This window comes from Sulfuritortus calidifontis (assembly GCF_003967275.1).
Taxonomy (GTDB): domain Bacteria; phylum Pseudomonadota; class Gammaproteobacteria; order Burkholderiales; family Thiobacillaceae; genus Sulfuritortus; species Sulfuritortus calidifontis.
This window is the reverse complement of record NZ_AP018721.1, coordinates 1360100-1376962: the sequence shown is the minus strand read 5'-3', so window position 1 is coordinate 1376962 and position 16863 is coordinate 1360100. Positions and strand designations below refer to the sequence as shown.

At 66.3% G+C, this 16863-nt stretch carries 10 protein-coding genes; 7 read left to right on the top strand and 3 right to left on the bottom strand.

What is annotated here, in order from left to right; genetic code table 11:
- Window positions 1-17: 17 nt before the first annotated feature.
- Window positions 18-803, top strand: a complete 786-nt coding sequence (locus EL388_RS07235) for an SDR family NAD(P)-dependent oxidoreductase (protein WP_126461675.1) — start codon at window positions 18-20, stop codon at window positions 801-803.
- Between the two features lie 20 nt (window positions 804-823).
- Here EL388_RS07235 and radA read toward each other — a convergent pair whose 3' ends face one another.
- Window positions 824-2182: a DNA repair protein RadA gene (gene radA / locus EL388_RS07230; RefSeq protein WP_126461672.1), complete on the bottom strand. Its 1359-nt coding sequence runs from the start codon at window positions 2180-2182 to the stop codon at window positions 824-826.
- Between the two features lie 130 nt (window positions 2183-2312).
- Here radA and EL388_RS07225 point away from each other — a divergent pair, with 130 nt between their 5' ends.
- The 4 genes from EL388_RS07225 to efp are packed head-to-tail and all read left to right on the top strand — an operon-like array spanning window position 2313 to window position 8906.
- Window positions 2313-5417 carry a PAS domain-containing protein gene (locus tag EL388_RS07225; RefSeq protein ID WP_197721761.1) on the top strand — a complete coding sequence of 1035 codons (3105 nt, stop codon included), beginning with the start codon at window positions 2313-2315 and terminating at the stop codon, window positions 5415-5417.
- Window positions 5418-5430: 13 nt separating this feature from the next.
- Entirely contained in the window at window positions 5431-7134 is a 1704-nt protein-coding gene (locus tag EL388_RS07220; RefSeq protein WP_126461670.1) for a PAS domain-containing sensor histidine kinase, read from the top strand.
- Between the two features lie 21 nt (window positions 7135-7155).
- Window positions 7156-8298 carry an elongation factor P maturation arginine rhamnosyltransferase EarP gene (earP, locus tag EL388_RS07215; protein ID WP_126461667.1) on the top strand — a complete coding sequence of 381 codons (1143 nt, stop codon included), beginning with the start codon at window positions 7156-7158 and terminating at the stop codon, window positions 8296-8298.
- Window positions 8299-8342: 44 nt separating this feature from the next.
- The gene (gene efp / locus EL388_RS07210; RefSeq protein ID WP_126461664.1) at window positions 8343-8906 is read left to right on the top strand and encodes an elongation factor P; all 564 of its coding nucleotides are present in this window, start codon (window positions 8343-8345) and stop codon (window positions 8904-8906) included.
- Between the two features lie 76 nt (window positions 8907-8982).
- Here the strand turns inward: efp and cphA are convergent, their stop codons facing one another.
- Both cphA and EL388_RS07200 read right to left on the bottom strand, forming a co-directional pair.
- Window positions 8983-11553, bottom strand: coding sequence for a cyanophycin synthetase (gene cphA / locus EL388_RS07205; protein WP_126461661.1), 2571 nt, complete (start codon window positions 11551-11553; stop codon window positions 8983-8985).
- Between the two features lie 38 nt (window positions 11554-11591).
- Window positions 11592-13784: a cyanophycin synthetase gene (locus EL388_RS07200; protein WP_126461658.1), complete on the bottom strand. Its 2193-nt coding sequence runs from the start codon at window positions 13782-13784 to the stop codon at window positions 11592-11594.
- A 149-nt stretch (window positions 13785-13933) separates the two neighbouring features.
- Between EL388_RS07200 and EL388_RS07195 the strand changes: the two genes are divergently transcribed.
- On the top strand, window positions 13934-16222 hold the full coding sequence (locus tag EL388_RS07195; protein ID WP_197721760.1) for a cyanophycin metabolism-associated ABC transporter: 2289 nt from the start codon (window positions 13934-13936) through the stop codon (window positions 16220-16222).
- Window positions 16219-16689 carry a cyanophycin metabolism-associated DUF1854 family protein gene (locus EL388_RS07190; protein WP_126461652.1) on the top strand — a complete coding sequence of 157 codons (471 nt, stop codon included), beginning with the start codon at window positions 16219-16221 and terminating at the stop codon, window positions 16687-16689. The genes EL388_RS07195 and EL388_RS07190 overlap by 4 nt, the downstream gene beginning before the upstream one ends.
- The last annotated feature ends 174 nt before the right edge of the window (window positions 16690-16863 follow it).

The window sequence follows — 16863 nt, the reverse complement described above, 5'->3', positions numbered from 1 at the left end:
CTTCGAAGAGGCGCATCATGCAGTCAGTCAAAACGAATATAAAAGACTACCAAGCTGCTCCCGATCTGCTGAAAGACCGCGTCATCCTGATCACCGGCGCCGGACAGGGCCTGGGCCGGGCGATGAGTCACGCCTGCGCCGCTCACGGCGCCACGGTGATCCTGAGCGGCCGCCAGGTGGTCAAGCTGGAGGCGGTCTACGACGAGATCGTCGCCGCCGGCGGGCCCGAGCCGGTGATCTTCACGACCGATCTGGCCACCGCCCAGGACAAGGATTACGAGACCATCGCCAGTTCCATCGACTGGCAGTTGAAGCGCCTGGACGGCATCATCCACAGCGCCTCCCTGTTCTACAACCTGTCGCCGCTGGCGATCCAGACCAGCGAGCAGTGGCTGGACTTGTTCCGGGTCAACACCCTGGCGCCGTTCGCCCTCACCCGTGCCTGCGAAGCCCTGCTCAAGCGTTCGCCCGACGCCTCGGTCGTGCTGGTCGGCGAGAGCCACGGCCATAGCCCGGCCGCCTTCTGGGGCGGCTTCGCCGTGTCCAAGGCGGCGATGGAGGCCTATCTCAAGATCCAGGCGCAGGAATGGGAAGGCCAGGAGAACCTCCGCATCAACATGGTCATCCCCGGCCCCATCCATTCGCCCCAGCGTTCGCGCACCCATCCAGGCGAGTTCAAGGAAAACCTGACCAAGCCGGAAGACCTGGCGCCCTACTTCCTTTATCTCTTAGGTCAAGACGGCCGCGCCAGCCGCGGCCAGGTCATCAATTGCCGCAAGGGCTCCGGCGAGCAGGACTACTGAGCCGCTCGATCGAGCCTGATTCAATCCAACTGGCGCACGTAATCGACCGCCTCGGTCAGGCTCTCCAGACCGACGATACGCGCGCCGCCGATCTTCTGTTTCGGCAGGTTGGCGCGGGGCACCAGCAGGGTGTCGAAGCCCAGCTTGACCGCCTCCCGTATCCGCTCCTGACCCCGCTGCACCGCACGGATTTCACCGGCCAGGCCGATCTCGCCGAATACCGCAAGATTGTGCGGCAAGGGCTTGTTGCGGATGGAGGAAAGCACGGCCATCAACACGGCAAGGTCGCCTGCTGGTTCGTTGATGCGCACCCCGCCCACGGCGTTGACGAAGACATCCTGATCGAAGCAGGCGACGCCGCCGTGCCGATGCAGCACGGCGAGCAGCATGGCCAGGCGGTTGGGGTCGAGACCGACGGTGAGCCGGCGCGGGGTCGGCGTGTGCGCGGTGTCGACCAGGGCCTGGATCTCCACCAGCAGCGGCCTGGTGCCTTCCTGGGTGACCACCACGCAAGAGCCGGGTGCCTCGCGTTCGGTGCGGTTGAGGAACAGGGCCGAGGGGTTGTTCACGCCCTTGAGCCCCTTCTCGGTCATGGCGAACACGCCCAGCTCGTTGACCGCGCCGAAGCGGTTCTTGAAGGCGCGGACCAGGCGGTAGCTGGAGCCGGTGTCGCCCTCGAAATAAAGCACGGTGTCGACGATGTGCTCGAGCACGCGCGGACCGGCCAGGGCGCCCTCCTTGGTCACGTGGCCGACCATGATGACGCAGGCCCCGCTGGTCTTGGCGTGCCGGGTCAGCTCCTGGGCGCATTCGCGCACCTGGGCGACGCTGCCCGGAGCCGATTGCAGGGCCTCGGTGTAGACGGTCTGGATGGAGTCGATCACCACCACCTCGGGCCGCTCGGCCTTCAAGGTGCCGAGGATGGCCTCCAAGCGGATCTCGGTGAGCAGGGGAAAATCGGCCTCGGCCAGATCCAGCCGCCTGGCCCGTAGGGCGATCTGCCCGGCCGATTCCTCGCCGCTGACGTAGAGCGTCTTGCGCCGGCCGGACAGCGCGGCCAGCGCCTGCAGGAGCAGGGTCGATTTGCCGATGCCGGGGTCGCCGCCGATCAGCACCACGCCGCCGGGCACCAGGCCGCCGCCGAGCACCCGGTCGAATTCCGACAGGCTGGTGCCCAGCCGCGGCGTCTCCTCGGCCTGCACTTGGGCGAGGCGTACGACGCTTTCGCTGGCCGCCAGCGACTGGAAGCGGCGTGGCTTCGCCTCGACCACGGTTTCCGACAGGGTGTTCCAGGCCAGGCAGCTCGGGCACTGGCCCTGCCACTTGCTCGACTGGCCGCCGCATTGGCTGCAGACGTATACGGTGCTGGTCTTCGACATGAGGATGTTTGAGTGTTGGAATTCGTTCGGTATCGGTGTCGGTCACGGGGCCGGGCCGGGCAAAATGTTCAGCTGATCCACGCGAACGGATAATATCAGTCATCCGCAGCACGACGGGCTATCCAACCCCATGGCACAGAAGATTACCGGGCAGGACGCACAGAAGAACAAGATCCTGCTCCTCGAATGCGACCCGGCTGTCGCCCAAAAAATCCACATGATCCTGAGCGAGCGCGGTCACCAGCTTGTTCGGGTCGATAGCGTGACCAGCATGCTGAGCTTGATCGAGGCCGGCGAGGCCGCCGCCCTGCTGATCTCGGCCGACAGTCTGCAGGACTGCCCCGAAGCCCTGCTCGACAGCCTGCTCCAGACCGCCCGCGCGCAGAACCCGCCGCTGCCGACCTTCTACTTGTCGGCCAAGACCGATTTCGACACCCGCATCTGGGCCTTGCGCAGGGGCTTTAGCCATTTTCTCGGGCATCCGCTCGATTACAGCCGGCTGTTGCGCCTGCTGGAGAAATACAGCGGCATGAAGGTGCACGATCCCTACCGGGTCCTGCTGGTCGACGACGATCCCGTCCTGCTGCGCATGCATACCCTGATCCTGGAGGAGGCCGGCATGGCCACCCAGGCGATCAGCGACCCTGTGCAGGCCCTGGAGGCGACCCACGCCTTCGGCCCGGAGCTGATCATCCTCGACCTTTATATGATCGGCTGCCAAGGCACCGAGCTGGCGGCCATCCTGCGCGACTGCGACCGCTTCAACGACGTGCCGATCATCTTCCTGTCGAGCGAGGATCAGCCGGTCAAGCAGCTGGAGGCCATGACCACCGGTGGCGATGCCTTCCTGGCCAAACCGGTCGATCCGGAACAGCTGGTCAACCTGATCAACCAGCGCATCCAGCATGCCCGGCAGCTGCGCCTGATCTCCCGGCAGCTCGACAGCGCGATGCGCGAGGTCGATGCCCGCCAACGCGCCCTGGACGAGCACGCCATCGTCAGCATCACCGACCATCTGGGCAACATCATCTATGCCAATGCCAAGTTCTGCGAGATCAGCGGCTACCGCCAGGACGAGCTGATCGGCCAGAACCACCGGCTGATCAAGTCCGGACTGCACGACCAGGCCTTCTACGATGAGATGTGGGCGACCATCGCCCAGGGCCACATCTGGCATGGCGTGGTGGCCAACCGGCGCAAGGACGGTCAGGTCTACTGGGTGGCCAGCACCATCGTCCCCTTCATGGGCGAAGACGGCCTGCCCGCGCGCTATATCTCCATCCGCACCGACATCACCCAGCTCATGGAGATCGAAAAGGCCCTGCGCGAGAGCGAAGACCGCCTGCGCCTGAGCCAGATCTTCGCCAACATCGGCACCTGGGACTGGGACATCCAGACTGGCGATCTCTATTGGTCAGACCGCATTGCGCCTTTGTTCGGCTACGACGATCTGGTGGAGACCAACTACCAGAACTTCCTCAACGCGGTCCATCCGGATGACCGGCAGGCGGTCACCGACGCGGTGAACGCCTGTCTCGAGCACGACACGCCGTACGACATCGAGCACCGGGTGGTCTGGCCCAGCGGTGAGATCCGCTGGCTGCTCGAGCGCGGCGCGGTCAAGCGCGACAAGGACGGCAACCCCCTGCACATGCTGGGCGTGGTGCAGGACATCACCGCCCGCAAGCAGGCCGAGCTCGCCCTGCAGGAGAGCGAGCAGCGCCTGCGCGAGGCCCAGCGCATCGCCCAGATCGGCCACTGGACGCTGGATGTCGCCAGCGGCCGTCTGCACTGGTCGGACGAGATCTATCGCATCTTCGGGCACGAGCCCGGCGAGTTCGAGCCCAGCTACGAGCGCTTTTTCGAGGCCGTGCATCCGGACGACGTGCTGCTGGTCAAGGCCTCGGAGGCCAGGGCGCTGCAGCACGAAGGCGGTCACAGCATCGACCATCGCATCGTCCTGCCCAACGGCTGCGTGCGCTGGGTGCATGAGGAGGCCCACGCCAGCTTCGGGCCGGACGGCCAGCCGATTCAGTTGAGCGGCACGGTGCAGGACATCACGGCGCGCAAGGAAGTCGAGGCCGAACTGCAGCTGGCCAAGCAGGAGGCCGAACGGGCCAACCTGGCCAAGTCCGAGTTCCTCTCCAGCATGAGCCATGAGTTGCGCACGCCGCTCAATGCCATCCTCGGTTTCACCCAGCTGCTGGAGATCGACGACAACCTGACCGCGGAGCAGCGCGACAACATCAAGGAGATCGTCAATGCCGGCAAACATCTGCTCAGCTTGATCGGCGAGGTGCTCGACCTGGCCAAGATCGAGGCCGGCCGGATGACATTGTCGATCGAGGCCATCCACCTCGACGATCTGCTGCAGTCCTGCCTGTCGATCATCCAGCCCATGGCCTGGAAGCGCGGCATCGCCATCCAGGCCGACTTCGACCGCAACCGCTTCAAGACAGTCATGGCTGATCACACCCGGCTCAAGCAGGTGCTGATGAACCTCTTGAGCAACGCCATCAAGTACAACCGCGACGGCGGCCAGATCGAGGTGAACTGGAGCCCTGCCGGCAACAGCATGTTCCGGGTCTCGGTGCGCGACACCGGTCCCGGCATCGGGCCCGAGCGGCTGAAGGACATGTTCCAGCCCTTCAGTCGGCTGGGGGCGGAGAACACCGCGGTCGAGGGTACCGGCATCGGTCTGGTCATCAGCAAGCGCCTGATGGAGGCCATGCACGGCCGGATCGGCGTGGACAGCCAGGAGGGAGTCGGCAGCACCTTCTGGATCGAGATTCCTGTGGCGACCAGCGACCTGTCCGTGATCAACGGTTCGACCGAGCAGCTCCAGCAGCACACCGTACCGCAGACCGGCGAGCACACCGTGCTCTATGTCGAGGACAACCCGGCCAACCTCAAACTGATGGTCAACCTGCTGGCGAAATGGCCGACCGTGCGCCTGCTCACCGCCCATACCGGCGCGCTCGGCATCGAGATGGCCAAGAGCTATCGGCCTGATTTGATCCTGCTCGATATCAACCTGCCGGAACTCGACGGCTACGGGGTGCTGCGCGAATTGAGGCATGCGGCCGAAACCCGTGATATTCCGGTCGTCGCCCTGACCGCCAATGCCATGCCCAAGGACATCGAGCGTGGCAAGGCGGCAGGCTTCCAGGAATACCTGACCAAGCCGCTGGATATCTCGAATTTCTACGCTGTGCTCGGCCGATTGCTGACCTAGGCGGCGGGCTTCCATGCAGACTGCCCACCTCGACCCCGTCCGCAGCGAACAGTTGCGGCTGCTATACGAGGCCTTGCCGCTCGCCCTATTCGCCACCGTGGTCAACGCCCTGGTCCTGGTCGCCATCCTGTGGGGTCAGGTGACGGCCAGTGTCTTGCTCGGCTGGTTGGCCGCGGCCGGCCTGGTTTCCGCCTTGCGCTATCTGATGTTCCGCGCCTATCGGGCGGGCAAGGTAGCGCCGCCGTCGGCCCGCCTCTGGCAGGTGGCTTTTCAAACCGGCGTCGTTGCCGCCGGCTTGATCTGGGGTGGCAGCATCCTGGTTGTGTTTCCGCAGTCCAGTTCGGCGCACCAGATACTGCTCGCGCTGGTCATCGCCGGCGTCTGCGCCGGTGCCGTCAGTACCCTGAGCTATCAATGGCAGGCGATTGCGCAGTTCCTGGTGATCACCCTCCTGCCGGTGGTCGGCCGCTTCCTTCTGGGCGGCGATGACCTTTCCCTGGCCGTGGCGCTCATGGCCGCCCTGTTCCTGCTCATGCTCCTGATCAGCGCCCGCCGCATCTACCGGACCAACCAGACCAATCTCGAACTGCGCGACGCGGCCTCGGCCAGGGCGTCCGAGGCCAAGGCGTCCGAGGCCCGGTTCCGCCATCTGCTGCAGGCGGCGCCCGATGCACTGCTCATCGTCGACCCCGACAACCGGATCGAATACGCCAATCAGCGTGCCCAGGACTTGTTCGGCTACCCGGGCGAGACATTGCTGCAATGTCCCCTGATTCGACTGCTGCCCAAGCTGAAACAATTCAATGGCCGGCTGCCGCCGGAAGATACGCAGCGCAATCTGTTCGCCTACACCCAGGATGGTCGTCGTTTCCCCAGCGATGTGAGTTTCAGCAGCATCCCGTTCGCCGAAGGCAGTCGCATCTGCCTGGCCGTGCGTGATGTCACCGAGCGCTGGCAGAACGAAGAATCCCTGCGCCAGGCCAAGGTGGCAGCCGAGGCGGCCAACCAAGCTAAATCTGCCTTCCTGTCGAGCATGAGTCACGAACTGCGCACCCCGCTCAATGCCATCCTCGGCTTTTCCGAGTTGATGCTCGACGAGCCAAACCTGACCGCCGAACAACAGGACAACGTGCGCGAGATTTTTAGCTCGGGCGAACACCTGCTCAAGCTGATCAACGACGTCCTCGACCTGTCGCGGATCGAGGCCGGCCGCATGCAACTGGCTATCGAGCGGGTTCAGCTGCAGGACATCATCGAGGCCTGCCGCCACATGATCGAGCCGCTAGCCCGCAAGAACGGCATCATCTTGAGCTTCGAACTGGACGATTGCCGCCGCACCCTGGTTTTGGCCGACCGCACCCGCCTGCTCCAGGCCCTGCTCAACCTGGCCTCGAATGCCATCAAATACAACCACGCGGGCGGCACGGTCACCCTGGCCTGCGAGCGTCGGGCCGGTCGCCTGCGCCTGTCGGTGAAGGACACAGGGCCAGGCATCAGTCCGGAAAAACAGCGCGACTTGTTCTCGCCGTTCAGTCGTCTGGGCAAGGAGTTTTCCAACATCGAAGGCTCGGGCATCGGGCTGGCGCTCACCAAACAGCTGGTCGAGTTGATGGATGGCGAACTGGGCTTCTCCAGCAGCCCTGGCCAGGGCAGCGTGTTCTGGCTTGATCTACCCTACCTCGGCGAGGAAGCCGGGGCGGCATCGCCCGCCGCCTAGGCCCGCAGCAAGGTGAACCCCATGCCCTCGCGTCTGGCCTGCGATATCTTCTGCAGTGTGGTCGACAACTACGGCGACATCGGCGTCGCTTGGCGCCTGGCCCGGCAATTGAGCCGTGAGCATGGGCTACAGGTCCGCCTTTGGCTGGACGATCTGGCCACCCTCCATCGCATCTGGCCGCCGGCCAAGGCCGATCTCGCCGCCCAGACGGTGGCGGAGATCGAGGTGCGGCACTGGCGGGCAGATTTTCCCGAGGTGACGCCGGCGCCGCTGGTCATCGAAACCTTCGGCTGCCGGTTGCCCGAGAATTACCTGGCAGCCATGTCGGCTCGCGAGCCCAGGCCGCTCTGGCTCAATCTCGATCATCTGAGCGCCGAGGCCTGGGTCAAGGACTACCACGGTCTGCCTTCGCCGCACCCGCGCCTGCCGCTCACCGCCTATTTCTTCTATCCCGGCTTCGAGGTTGAGACCGGCGGCCTGATCCGCGAAGCCGGCCTGGCCGTCCGGCGCCAGGCGCTGCAGGCCGATCCGGCGGCACGCGAGGCGTTCTGGCGTTCCCTGCTGCTGACGCCGCCGGATGGCGACACGCTTTCGGTGTCGCTGTTCGCCTACGACAACCCGGCGCTGCCTGCCTTGCTGGCAGCCTGGGTCAGCGGCCGGCAACGCGTGCGCTGCCTGGTGCCCGAGGGGGCCGTGCTCGAAGCGATCGGCCGTTTTTTCGGCACCCCCTTGGCGCCCAGCCGACAGCTGAACAGCGGCGCGCTCGAGGTCTGCGCCCTCCCCTTCTTCGACCAGGACGGCTATGACCCTCTGCTCTGGGCCTGCGATCTCAATTTCGTCCGCGGCGAGGATTCCTTCGTCCGCGCCCAATGGGCCGCCCGACCCATGGTCTGGAACATCTACGTGCAGGAGGCCGGCGCCCATTGGCCCAAGCTGCACGCCTTCCTCGACCGCTACTGCGTGGGGCTGGAACCTGGGGCGGCCACGGCCTACCGGCAATTCACCGAGGCCTGGAACCGCAACCAGGACATTGCCCAGGCCTGGCCGGCCTTGCTCGAGCAATTGCCGGCCTTGAGCCGGCACAGCCGGGCCTGGGCCGAACATCTGGCGGCAATGCCCGACCTGGCCAGCCAGTTGATGCTTTTTTGCCGGGAAAAGTTATAATAATCAGCTTTTTACCCAGCCAGCTTGCAGGACAGACAGAGATTATGAAGACAGCACAGGAAGTTCGCGTCGGCAACGTGATCATGGTGGGCAACGACCCCATGGTCGTGCAGAAGGCCGAATTCAGCAAATCGGGCCGTAACGCCTCCGTGGTCAAGATGAAGATGAAGAACCTTCTCACCGGCTCCGGCAGCGAGACCGTGTACAAGGCCGACGAGAAGTTCGAGACCGTGACCCTCGAGCGCAAGGAGTGTACCTATTCCTACTTCGCCGACCCCATGTATGTGTTCATGGACGCCGAGTACAACCAGTACGAGGTGGAAGCCGACAACCTGGGCGACATGCTGAAGTACCTGGAAGACGGCATGCCCTGCGAGGTGGTGTTCTACAACGGCAAGGCGATTTCCGTCGACATGCCGACCACCGTGATCCGCGAGGTGGAGTACACCGAGCCCGCGGTCAAGGGCGACACCTCCGGCAAGGTGATGAAGCCGGCCCGGATCAAGCCCACCGGCGTCGAGATCTCCGTGCCCGCCTTCGTCGAGATCGGCGACAAGATCGAGATCGACACCGCCACCGGCGAATATCGCAACCGGGTCAAGGCCTGAGCCGCTTCCGGCCGACAAAAAGGGCAGCCCTCGGGCTGCCCTTTTTTATTGCCTGAACGGTATTGTTTCGGGGGGCTCAGCCTTCGGCGATGCGCAGCTTGATGTGGGCCAGGGCTTCTTCCACCTGGTCGACCAGGATCAGGCAGAGGTCGCCCGTTTGCAGCCGGGTCAAGGCGGTATCGATGGCGAGAAACTCGCCGTAGATCTCCTCCACCGCCGCCGCACGCTTGGCCTGGGCAAGGCCCTGGCGCAAGAGGCGCAGTACCTCGCCGTCGGCCCGGCCGCGCTGGCAGGCGTCCTGATAGAGGACCACCTCGTCGAAGGCGTCGCCCAGGATCTCGGTCTGCTGGCGGATGTCCTCGTCACGGCGGTCGCCCGCCGCGCTGATCACCACCACCCTCCGCTTGGCCGGCATGGCCTCGACCGCCTGGACCAGGGCCAGGATGGCGTCCGGGTTGTGGCCGTAGTCGGCGATCAGGGTGGCGCCGCGGTAGTCGAAGACGTTGAACCGGCCCGGCGCCGTCTCGGCATCGCTGACGAAGCTCTTGAGCCCGGCGCGAATCACCTGCCAATCGAGCCCCAAGGCCCAGGCGGCACCTAGTGCGGCCATGGCATTGTCGACCTGGAAGCCGATGCTGCCGTTGCGGGTGAGCCGAATCTCGGCCAGGGGGATGCGCTGCTCGAATTCGCCCTCGGCCGCCACCACGGTGTCGCCGTCGCGGAACACTGCCCGGTGACCCTGGGCCCGGTGCGCGGCGATCACGGGGTGATGCGGCTCGCCGGCGAAGAAAGTGACCGCGCCCGGACAGTAGCCCGCCATTTCCACCACCTTGGGGTCGGCGGCATTGAGTACGGCCATGCCGTTGGGGGCCACGTTCTGGACCACCACCCGCTTGAGCACGGCCAGATCGTCCACCGTCTGGATGAAATTGAGGCCGAGGTGATCGCCCAGACCGATGTTGGTGACCACCGCCACCTGGCAGCGATCGAACGCCAAGCCTTCGCGCAGCAGGCCGCCGCGCGCGGTCTCCAACACGGCGGCATCGACGTCGGGATGGGCCAGCACGTTGCGCGCGCTCTTGGGCCCGCTGCAGTCGCCGGTGTCGATCCGATGCCCCTCGACATAGACGCCGTCGGTCGCGGTCATGCCGACGCGCTTGCCGGCAAGGGTGAGCAGATGGGCGATCAAGCGCACCGTGGTGGTCTTGCCGTTGGTGCCGGTCACCGCCACCACCGGGATGCGGCCGTCGTTGCCCTCTTCGAACATGGCATTGACGATGGCCTCGCCCACCGCCCGGCCCTTGCCGAACGAGGGATTGAGGTGCATGCGCAAGCCGGGCGCGGCATTGACCTCGACGATGCCGCCGCCCTGCTCTTCCAGCGATTTCAATACGGTCTCGCACACCACATCGACACCGCAGATGTCCAGCCCGATCATCTGGGCCGCCTCGACCGCGCGTGCGGCCAGTTCCGGGTGGACATCGTCGGTGACATCGGTGGCGCTGCCGCCGGTGGACAGGTTGGCGTTGTTGCGCAGGATGACGCGGGCGCCCTTGGGCGGCACCGAATCGGCCGTGAGGCCCTGCACCTTGAGCCGGGCATGGGCGATGTCGTCCAGCCGCATCTTGGTCAGCGCGCTTTCGTGGCCCTCGCCCCGACGCGGGTCGCTGTTGGCGATCGTCACCAGTTCGCGCACGCTGTGCACGCCATCCCCGATCACATTGGGCGGCTCGCGCCGGGCGATGGCCACTACCCGGTTGCCCACCACCAGAAAGCGGTGATCGTGGCCGGGGATGAAGCGCTCGACGATCACCTCGTCGCTGATCTCGGCGGCGGAACCGTAGACCGCCATGAAATGCTCGCGGGTGGCGATGTTGACGGTCACCCCCTTGCCCTGGTTGCCATCGCGCGGCTTGACCACCACCGGCAGGCCGATCTCGCAGGCCGCCGCCCAGCCCGCTTCCGGGCTGGTGACCACCCGCCCTTCCGGGACGGGAATGCCGGCATCGGCCAGCAGCTTCTTGGTCAGCTCCTTGTCCTGGGCGATGGCCTCGCCGATGGCACTGGTGCGATCGGTCTCGGCCGCCTGGATGCGGCGCTGGCGGCTGCCCCAGCCCAGCTGCACCAGGCTGCCCTGGGTCAGGCGGCGATAGGGAATGCCGCGGGCGACGGCGGCCTGGACGATGGCGCCGGTCGAGGGGCCCAGGCGGATGTCGGCATCCAGCTCGTGCAGCCGGGCGATGGCATCGGTCAGATCGAAGGGCTTGTCCTCCACGGCCGCCTGGCACAGGACCTCGGCCAGATCGAGGGCGAGCCGACCGACTGCCTCTTCGGTGTACTCGACCGCCACGAGATAGACTCCGGCCTCGACCGTTTCCGTGGCCTGGCAGAAGGTAACCGGGCAACCGGCCTGGGATTGCAGCCGAAGAGCGGCGAAGGCCAGGGCGTGGGCAAGGGACACCTCGCCCTCGTAGCCGATCGGACGCAGCGCGCCGATGTCGGGGAAACGCGCGCGCAAGGCAGCCTCGAAGCCGACCATGGCATCGATGGAGCGTTCGGCCGGGGAGCAGACGACCAGGGCCTCGATGGCGGTGTGCCGGCTCCAGAGATTGGGGCCGCGCAGGGCGCGAATGCGGGAGATCTGCATGCAGCGGGTTCCTGTCTTGGGCTGGAAGGGTTCGAAGTTCAGTGGCCGTCGGGAGCGCCGAGCCCGAGTTGGCCCGGCGCGTAGGTTTCGATTCCGGCCTGGATCAGTTCCGCCGGCAGTCCCAGGGCCACGGCGGCGGCGATTCCGGCCAGGGCATGGGACAGGGTCAACGCCGCCTGAGTGGGGCCGGGCGGCGGCAGGCTGGCGAGATCGACCAACAGCCGCTCTTCGTGCCCCTGGGTGAGCATGATCCGGCCGCCGTGGGCGTACAGGCCCCAGCCGCCCTCGGCGCGATGTCGGGCCAGGACCGGCGAGGCCGGGTCCTGGCTGTAGTAGATCACGGCACCGTCGGACAGCTCGGCCAGGCGCGCGACCTCGGGTGCGTCGGCATTGAGCACGGCCGCCCCTTCGGCCAGCACGACATCGACCTGGGTGCGCAACACGGCGTACATCTGTTCCGGCTCCTGCAGGTAATACTCGGCGAAGCCTTCGGGACCGGGAATATCGGTGACGATGCCGACCAGGCAGCGGTCGTAGGCCAGGCCCTCGCGCAGGATCAGCTCGGGACCGTTTTCGAAGATGGCCGCTTCCACCGCCCGGTTGCGCAACAGCCGCTGGCCCAGGCGCCATTCGGTGCAATCGCCCGCTGCCACGCGCCGGTGGTTGAGATAGAGCCCGTTCGAGCAGGCCAGGCCGACCTGCTTGCCGGTCAGCTGCAGCAGGCGCGAGAGCAGATGGCCGATGACGGCGCCCCCTTCGCTGCCGGCGATGCCGATCACCGGGATGCGGCCGTCGCTGCCGGCCGGGAACAGATGATCGACGATGGCGCGGCCCACCGGTTGCGGTTTGCCTTCGGCCGGCTTGAGGTGCATGAGCAGGCCGGGGCCGGCGTTGACCTCGACGATGGCGCCGCCCTGTTCATCCAGGGGGCGCGCGATGTCTTCCACCACCAGGTCGATGCCGGCGATGTCCAGGCCGACCACGCGCGCGGCCAGGCCGGCGATCTGCCGGGTGCTCGGGTGCACCTGGTCGGTGACGTCGAAGGCGACGTTGCCATTGCGCTGGATCAGCACTTTCTGGCCGGCGGCCGGCACCGAATCGGCGTGCAGGCCCTGGCGTTCGAGTTCCAGCCGTACCGCCGGGTCTTCGTCGATCAGGATATGGTTGAGCGGATAGTCCTCGGTGGTGCCGCGCCGGGGGTCGCTGTTGAGCTGGCGGTCGATCAGTTCGACCACGGTCGAGCGGCCGTCGCCGATCACCCAGGCCGATTCGCCGCGGGCGGCGGCCACCACCCGGCCGCCCACCACGAGCAGGCGATGCTCGTTGCCCGGCACGAAGCGCTCGACGATGACCTCGCTGCCCTCCTTTTCCGCCAAGGCATAGGCGGCCTCGATTTCCGCCCGGGTCTTCAGGTCCAGGGAGACGCCGCGGCCATGATTGGCGTCCACCGGTTTGACCGCCACCGGCAGGCCGATCTCCTCGGCCGCTTCCCAGGCATCGGCCGGACCCTGCACCACGCGGCCCTCGGGCACCGGCACGCCGCAGCCCTTGAGCAGGGTCTTGGTCAGGTCCTTGTCGCTGGCGATGCCTTCGGCGATGGCGCTGGTGCGGTCGGTCTCCGCGGTCCAGATGCGGTGCTGGTGGATGCCGTAACCGAGCTGCACCAGATTGCCCTCGGTCAGTCGGATGGCCGGGATATTGCGCTCGGTCGCGGCATCGACGATGGCCGTGGTGCTGGGGCCGAGGCAATAGCGGTCGGCCATCTCGCGCAGGGGTGCCAGAGTGGCGGCCAGATCGAACGGGCGGTCCTCTATCGCCGCCAGCACCAGATCGCGCGCGGCTTCCAGACAAGCCCGGCCCAGCGCCTCGTGCCGGGTGCGCACCGCCACTTTGTAGACGCCGCGGACATGGGTCTGCCGGGCCTTGCCGAAACCGACCCGCATGCCCGCCAGGTTCTGCAGCTCGATCGTGACGTGTTCCAGGATGTGGGCCGGCCAGGTGCCTTCCTTCAGACGCAGGAGAAAGCCGCCGCGTTCGCCGACACCGCAGCGATGCTCGATCAGTCCGGGCAGCCAGGCGGTGAGGCGTTCATAAAAACCGGGGATGGTGTTGGAGGGACTGTCTTCCAGATCGCCGATGTCGACCCAGGCTTCCAGGACCGGCCGATAGGTCCAGAGATTCGGCCCGCGCAGATAGGTCACGCGGAGAAATTCGATGTCGCGCTTTGTCATTTTCACTTGCAATCAAGTGTTCGGCGCGCGGGAGTCCCATGACCGGATGGGATGCCACGCTATATACTTGGCGGCCTGAAAGCCGCCGTTGAAGCCACGGCGAAGCATACCTTAAAGGACAAATCCCGCGTTCAATGCGTCGGGCCAGCATGCAAAAAAAATCTTCCGCCAATCCCTTGCCCGAACGCTGGCAATCGGCTATCGGCACCGCCCTGGCCGAGGACGAGACCCTCCTGGCCTGGCTGGAACTGGACCTGGATGCCCGCCTGCATTTCGGCCAGGGCCTGATCCTGGCCACCGATCAGCGTCTGCTGGCGCGGGCGCCGGGCGAAGCCGACTGGCAGAGCTGGTCTTATCGCGCCGAATTGAAGCTGCAGCAGCACGACCATGCCGGGGTTGGTACCCTGGAACTGCTCGAGGGCGGGACCCGCCTGGCCGCCTGGCGCTACACCCTGGGCCAGAACCTCGCGGCCCTGCGCCTGCTCAAGCAGTTCGAGCGGCAGCGGCTTGCCCGCGAAACCGGCCAGCCGGCACCGGCCGAGACGGAGACCGTCTGCCCCACCTGCAAGGCACCCTTGGAGCCGGACCAGGAGGAATGCCCGGTCTGCGCCCGGGAGATCCACGAGGCACCCTCGACCTGGACCCTGCTGCGCCTCTGGCGCTTCGCCCGGCCTTATCAGGGCCAGCTGCTGGCCGGCTTCCTGCTCACCCTGGCCGCCACCGCCGCCACGCTGGTGCCACCCTATCTGACCATGCCGCTGATGGACGACGTGCTGATCCCCTACCAGAACGGCCAGGCCATCGACGTCAGCCTGGTGTTGTGGCTGCTCGGCGGCCTGCTCGGGGCGGCCCTGCTCGCCTGGGCTCTGGGCTGGGCCCGCACCTATATATTGGCCCTGGTCTCCGAGCGCATCTGCGCCGACATGCGTACCAGCACCTACGAACACTTGATGAAGCTGTCACTGGAATACTTCGGCGGCAAACGCACCGGCGACCTGATCGCCCGCATCGGCTCGGAGACCGACCGCATCAGCGTCTTCCTGTCGCTGCACCTCTTGGATTTCGCCACCGACGTGCTGATGATAGTCATGACCGCGGGCATCCTGTTCTCGATCAACCCCTGGCTGGCCCTGGTCACCCTGCTGCCGCTGCCGGTGATCGGCTGGATGATCCACCGGGTGCGCGACCGGCTGCGCACCGGCTTCGAGAAGATTGACCGGGTCTGGTCCGAGGTGACCAACGTGCTGGCCGACACCATTCCGGGCATCCGGGTGGTCAAGGCCTTCGCCCAGGAAAAACGCGAGGCCGAGCGCTTCCGCGAGGCCAACCGGCACAACCTGGCGGTCAACGACAAGCTCAACCGCACCTGGGCGCTGTTTTCCCCCACCGTGACCCTGATGACCGAGATCGGCCTCCTGGTGGTGTGGGCCTTCGGCATCTGGCAGGTGGCGCACGACGACATCACCGTTGGCGTGCTCACCGCCTTCCTCGCCTACATCAGCCGTTTCTATACCCGGCTCGATTCCATGAGCCGCATCGTGTCGCAGACCGAAAAGGCCGCGGCCGGCGCCAAGCGCATCTTCGACATCCTCGACCACGTCTCCAGCGTGCCGGAACCGACCCGGCCGGTGCACCTGGAGCGGGTGCAGGGGCGGATCGAGGTGCGCGAGGCCGGCTTCCGCTACGGTCACCGCGCCGTGATCAAGGGCGTGAATCTCACCATCGAGCCGGGCGAGATGATCGGCCTGGTCGGCCACAGCGGTTCGGGCAAGAGCACCCTGGTCAACCTGATCTGCCGTTTCTACGACGTGAGCGAAGGCGCGATCCGGCTCGACGGCGTCGACATCCGCTCGCTGCCGGTGGCGGAGTTTCGCCGCAACATCGGCCTGGTGCTGCAGGAGCCCTTCCTCTTCTTCGGCACCATCGCCGAGAACATCGCCTACGGCAAACCCGATGCGACACGGGCCGAGATCATCGCCGCCGCCCGCGCCGCCCATGCCCATGAGTTCATCCTGCGCCTGCCCCTGGGCTACGACTCCCTGGTCGGCGAGCGCGGCCAGGGCCTGTCCGGCGGCGAGCGCCAGCGCATCTCCATCGCCCGGGCGCTCCTGATCGACCCAAAGATCCTCATCCTCGACGAGGCCACCTCCTCGGTCGACACCGAGACCGAAAAGGAGATCCAGAAGGCCCTGGACAACCTGGTGCGCGGCCGCACCACCATCGCCATCGCGCACCGTCTGTCCACCCTGCGCCGGGCCGATCGACTGGTGGTGATGGACCGTGGCCGGATCGTCGAGGTCGGCAAGCACGATGAACTGATGGCGCGGCAGGGTCATTATTACCGGCTCTACCAGGCTCAGGCCCGCAACGTCGATACCGATCTGGACGACAGCCCGCCGTTTGCGCTCGAGCCCAAGGTCGAGGAGGTCAAACCATGAGCGCACTGGAATTCCGGCTTGGCTGCAATCGCCTGGGCCGTCTGGTGCTGACCACGCCGGATGGTCAGACCCACGAAGACGTGGTGCCGGTGCGCGCCTTCCCCATCGCCGCGCCGGACCAGGGCATCGCCCTGCTCAGCGCCGACGGCCATGAACTCGTCTGGATCGAGCACCTGGATGGCCTGCCGGCCGAAACGCGGTCACTGGTCGAGGCCGCGCTGGCGAGCCGGGAGTTCATGCCGGAGATCCTGCGCATCGACAAGGTGTCGGCCTTCGCCACCCCGAGCACCTGGCAGGTGACGACCGATCGCGGCGCAACCCGTCTGATCCTGCGCGGCGAGGAAGACATACACCGTCTGCCCGGCGGCGTACTGCTGATCGCCGACAGCCACGGCGTGCAATTCCTCATCCGCGACCCTGCCCGGCTCGACCGGCACAGCCGGAAATTGCTGGACCGGTTCTTGTAAGCGGGCCACGCCCGGGACGGCGCCGGACCACCCAAACAACCGCTGCTGCTGGAGCCGCAGGCGGCCCTGGGCCGGCAATGAGGTGCTCGCCGGCGGCAGGCGCTTGGGGAGGTTTCGATGGAATCGACCGTGTTGGGGGGAATGTCCAAGGCGTGGCAACATTGACGGGCGCCA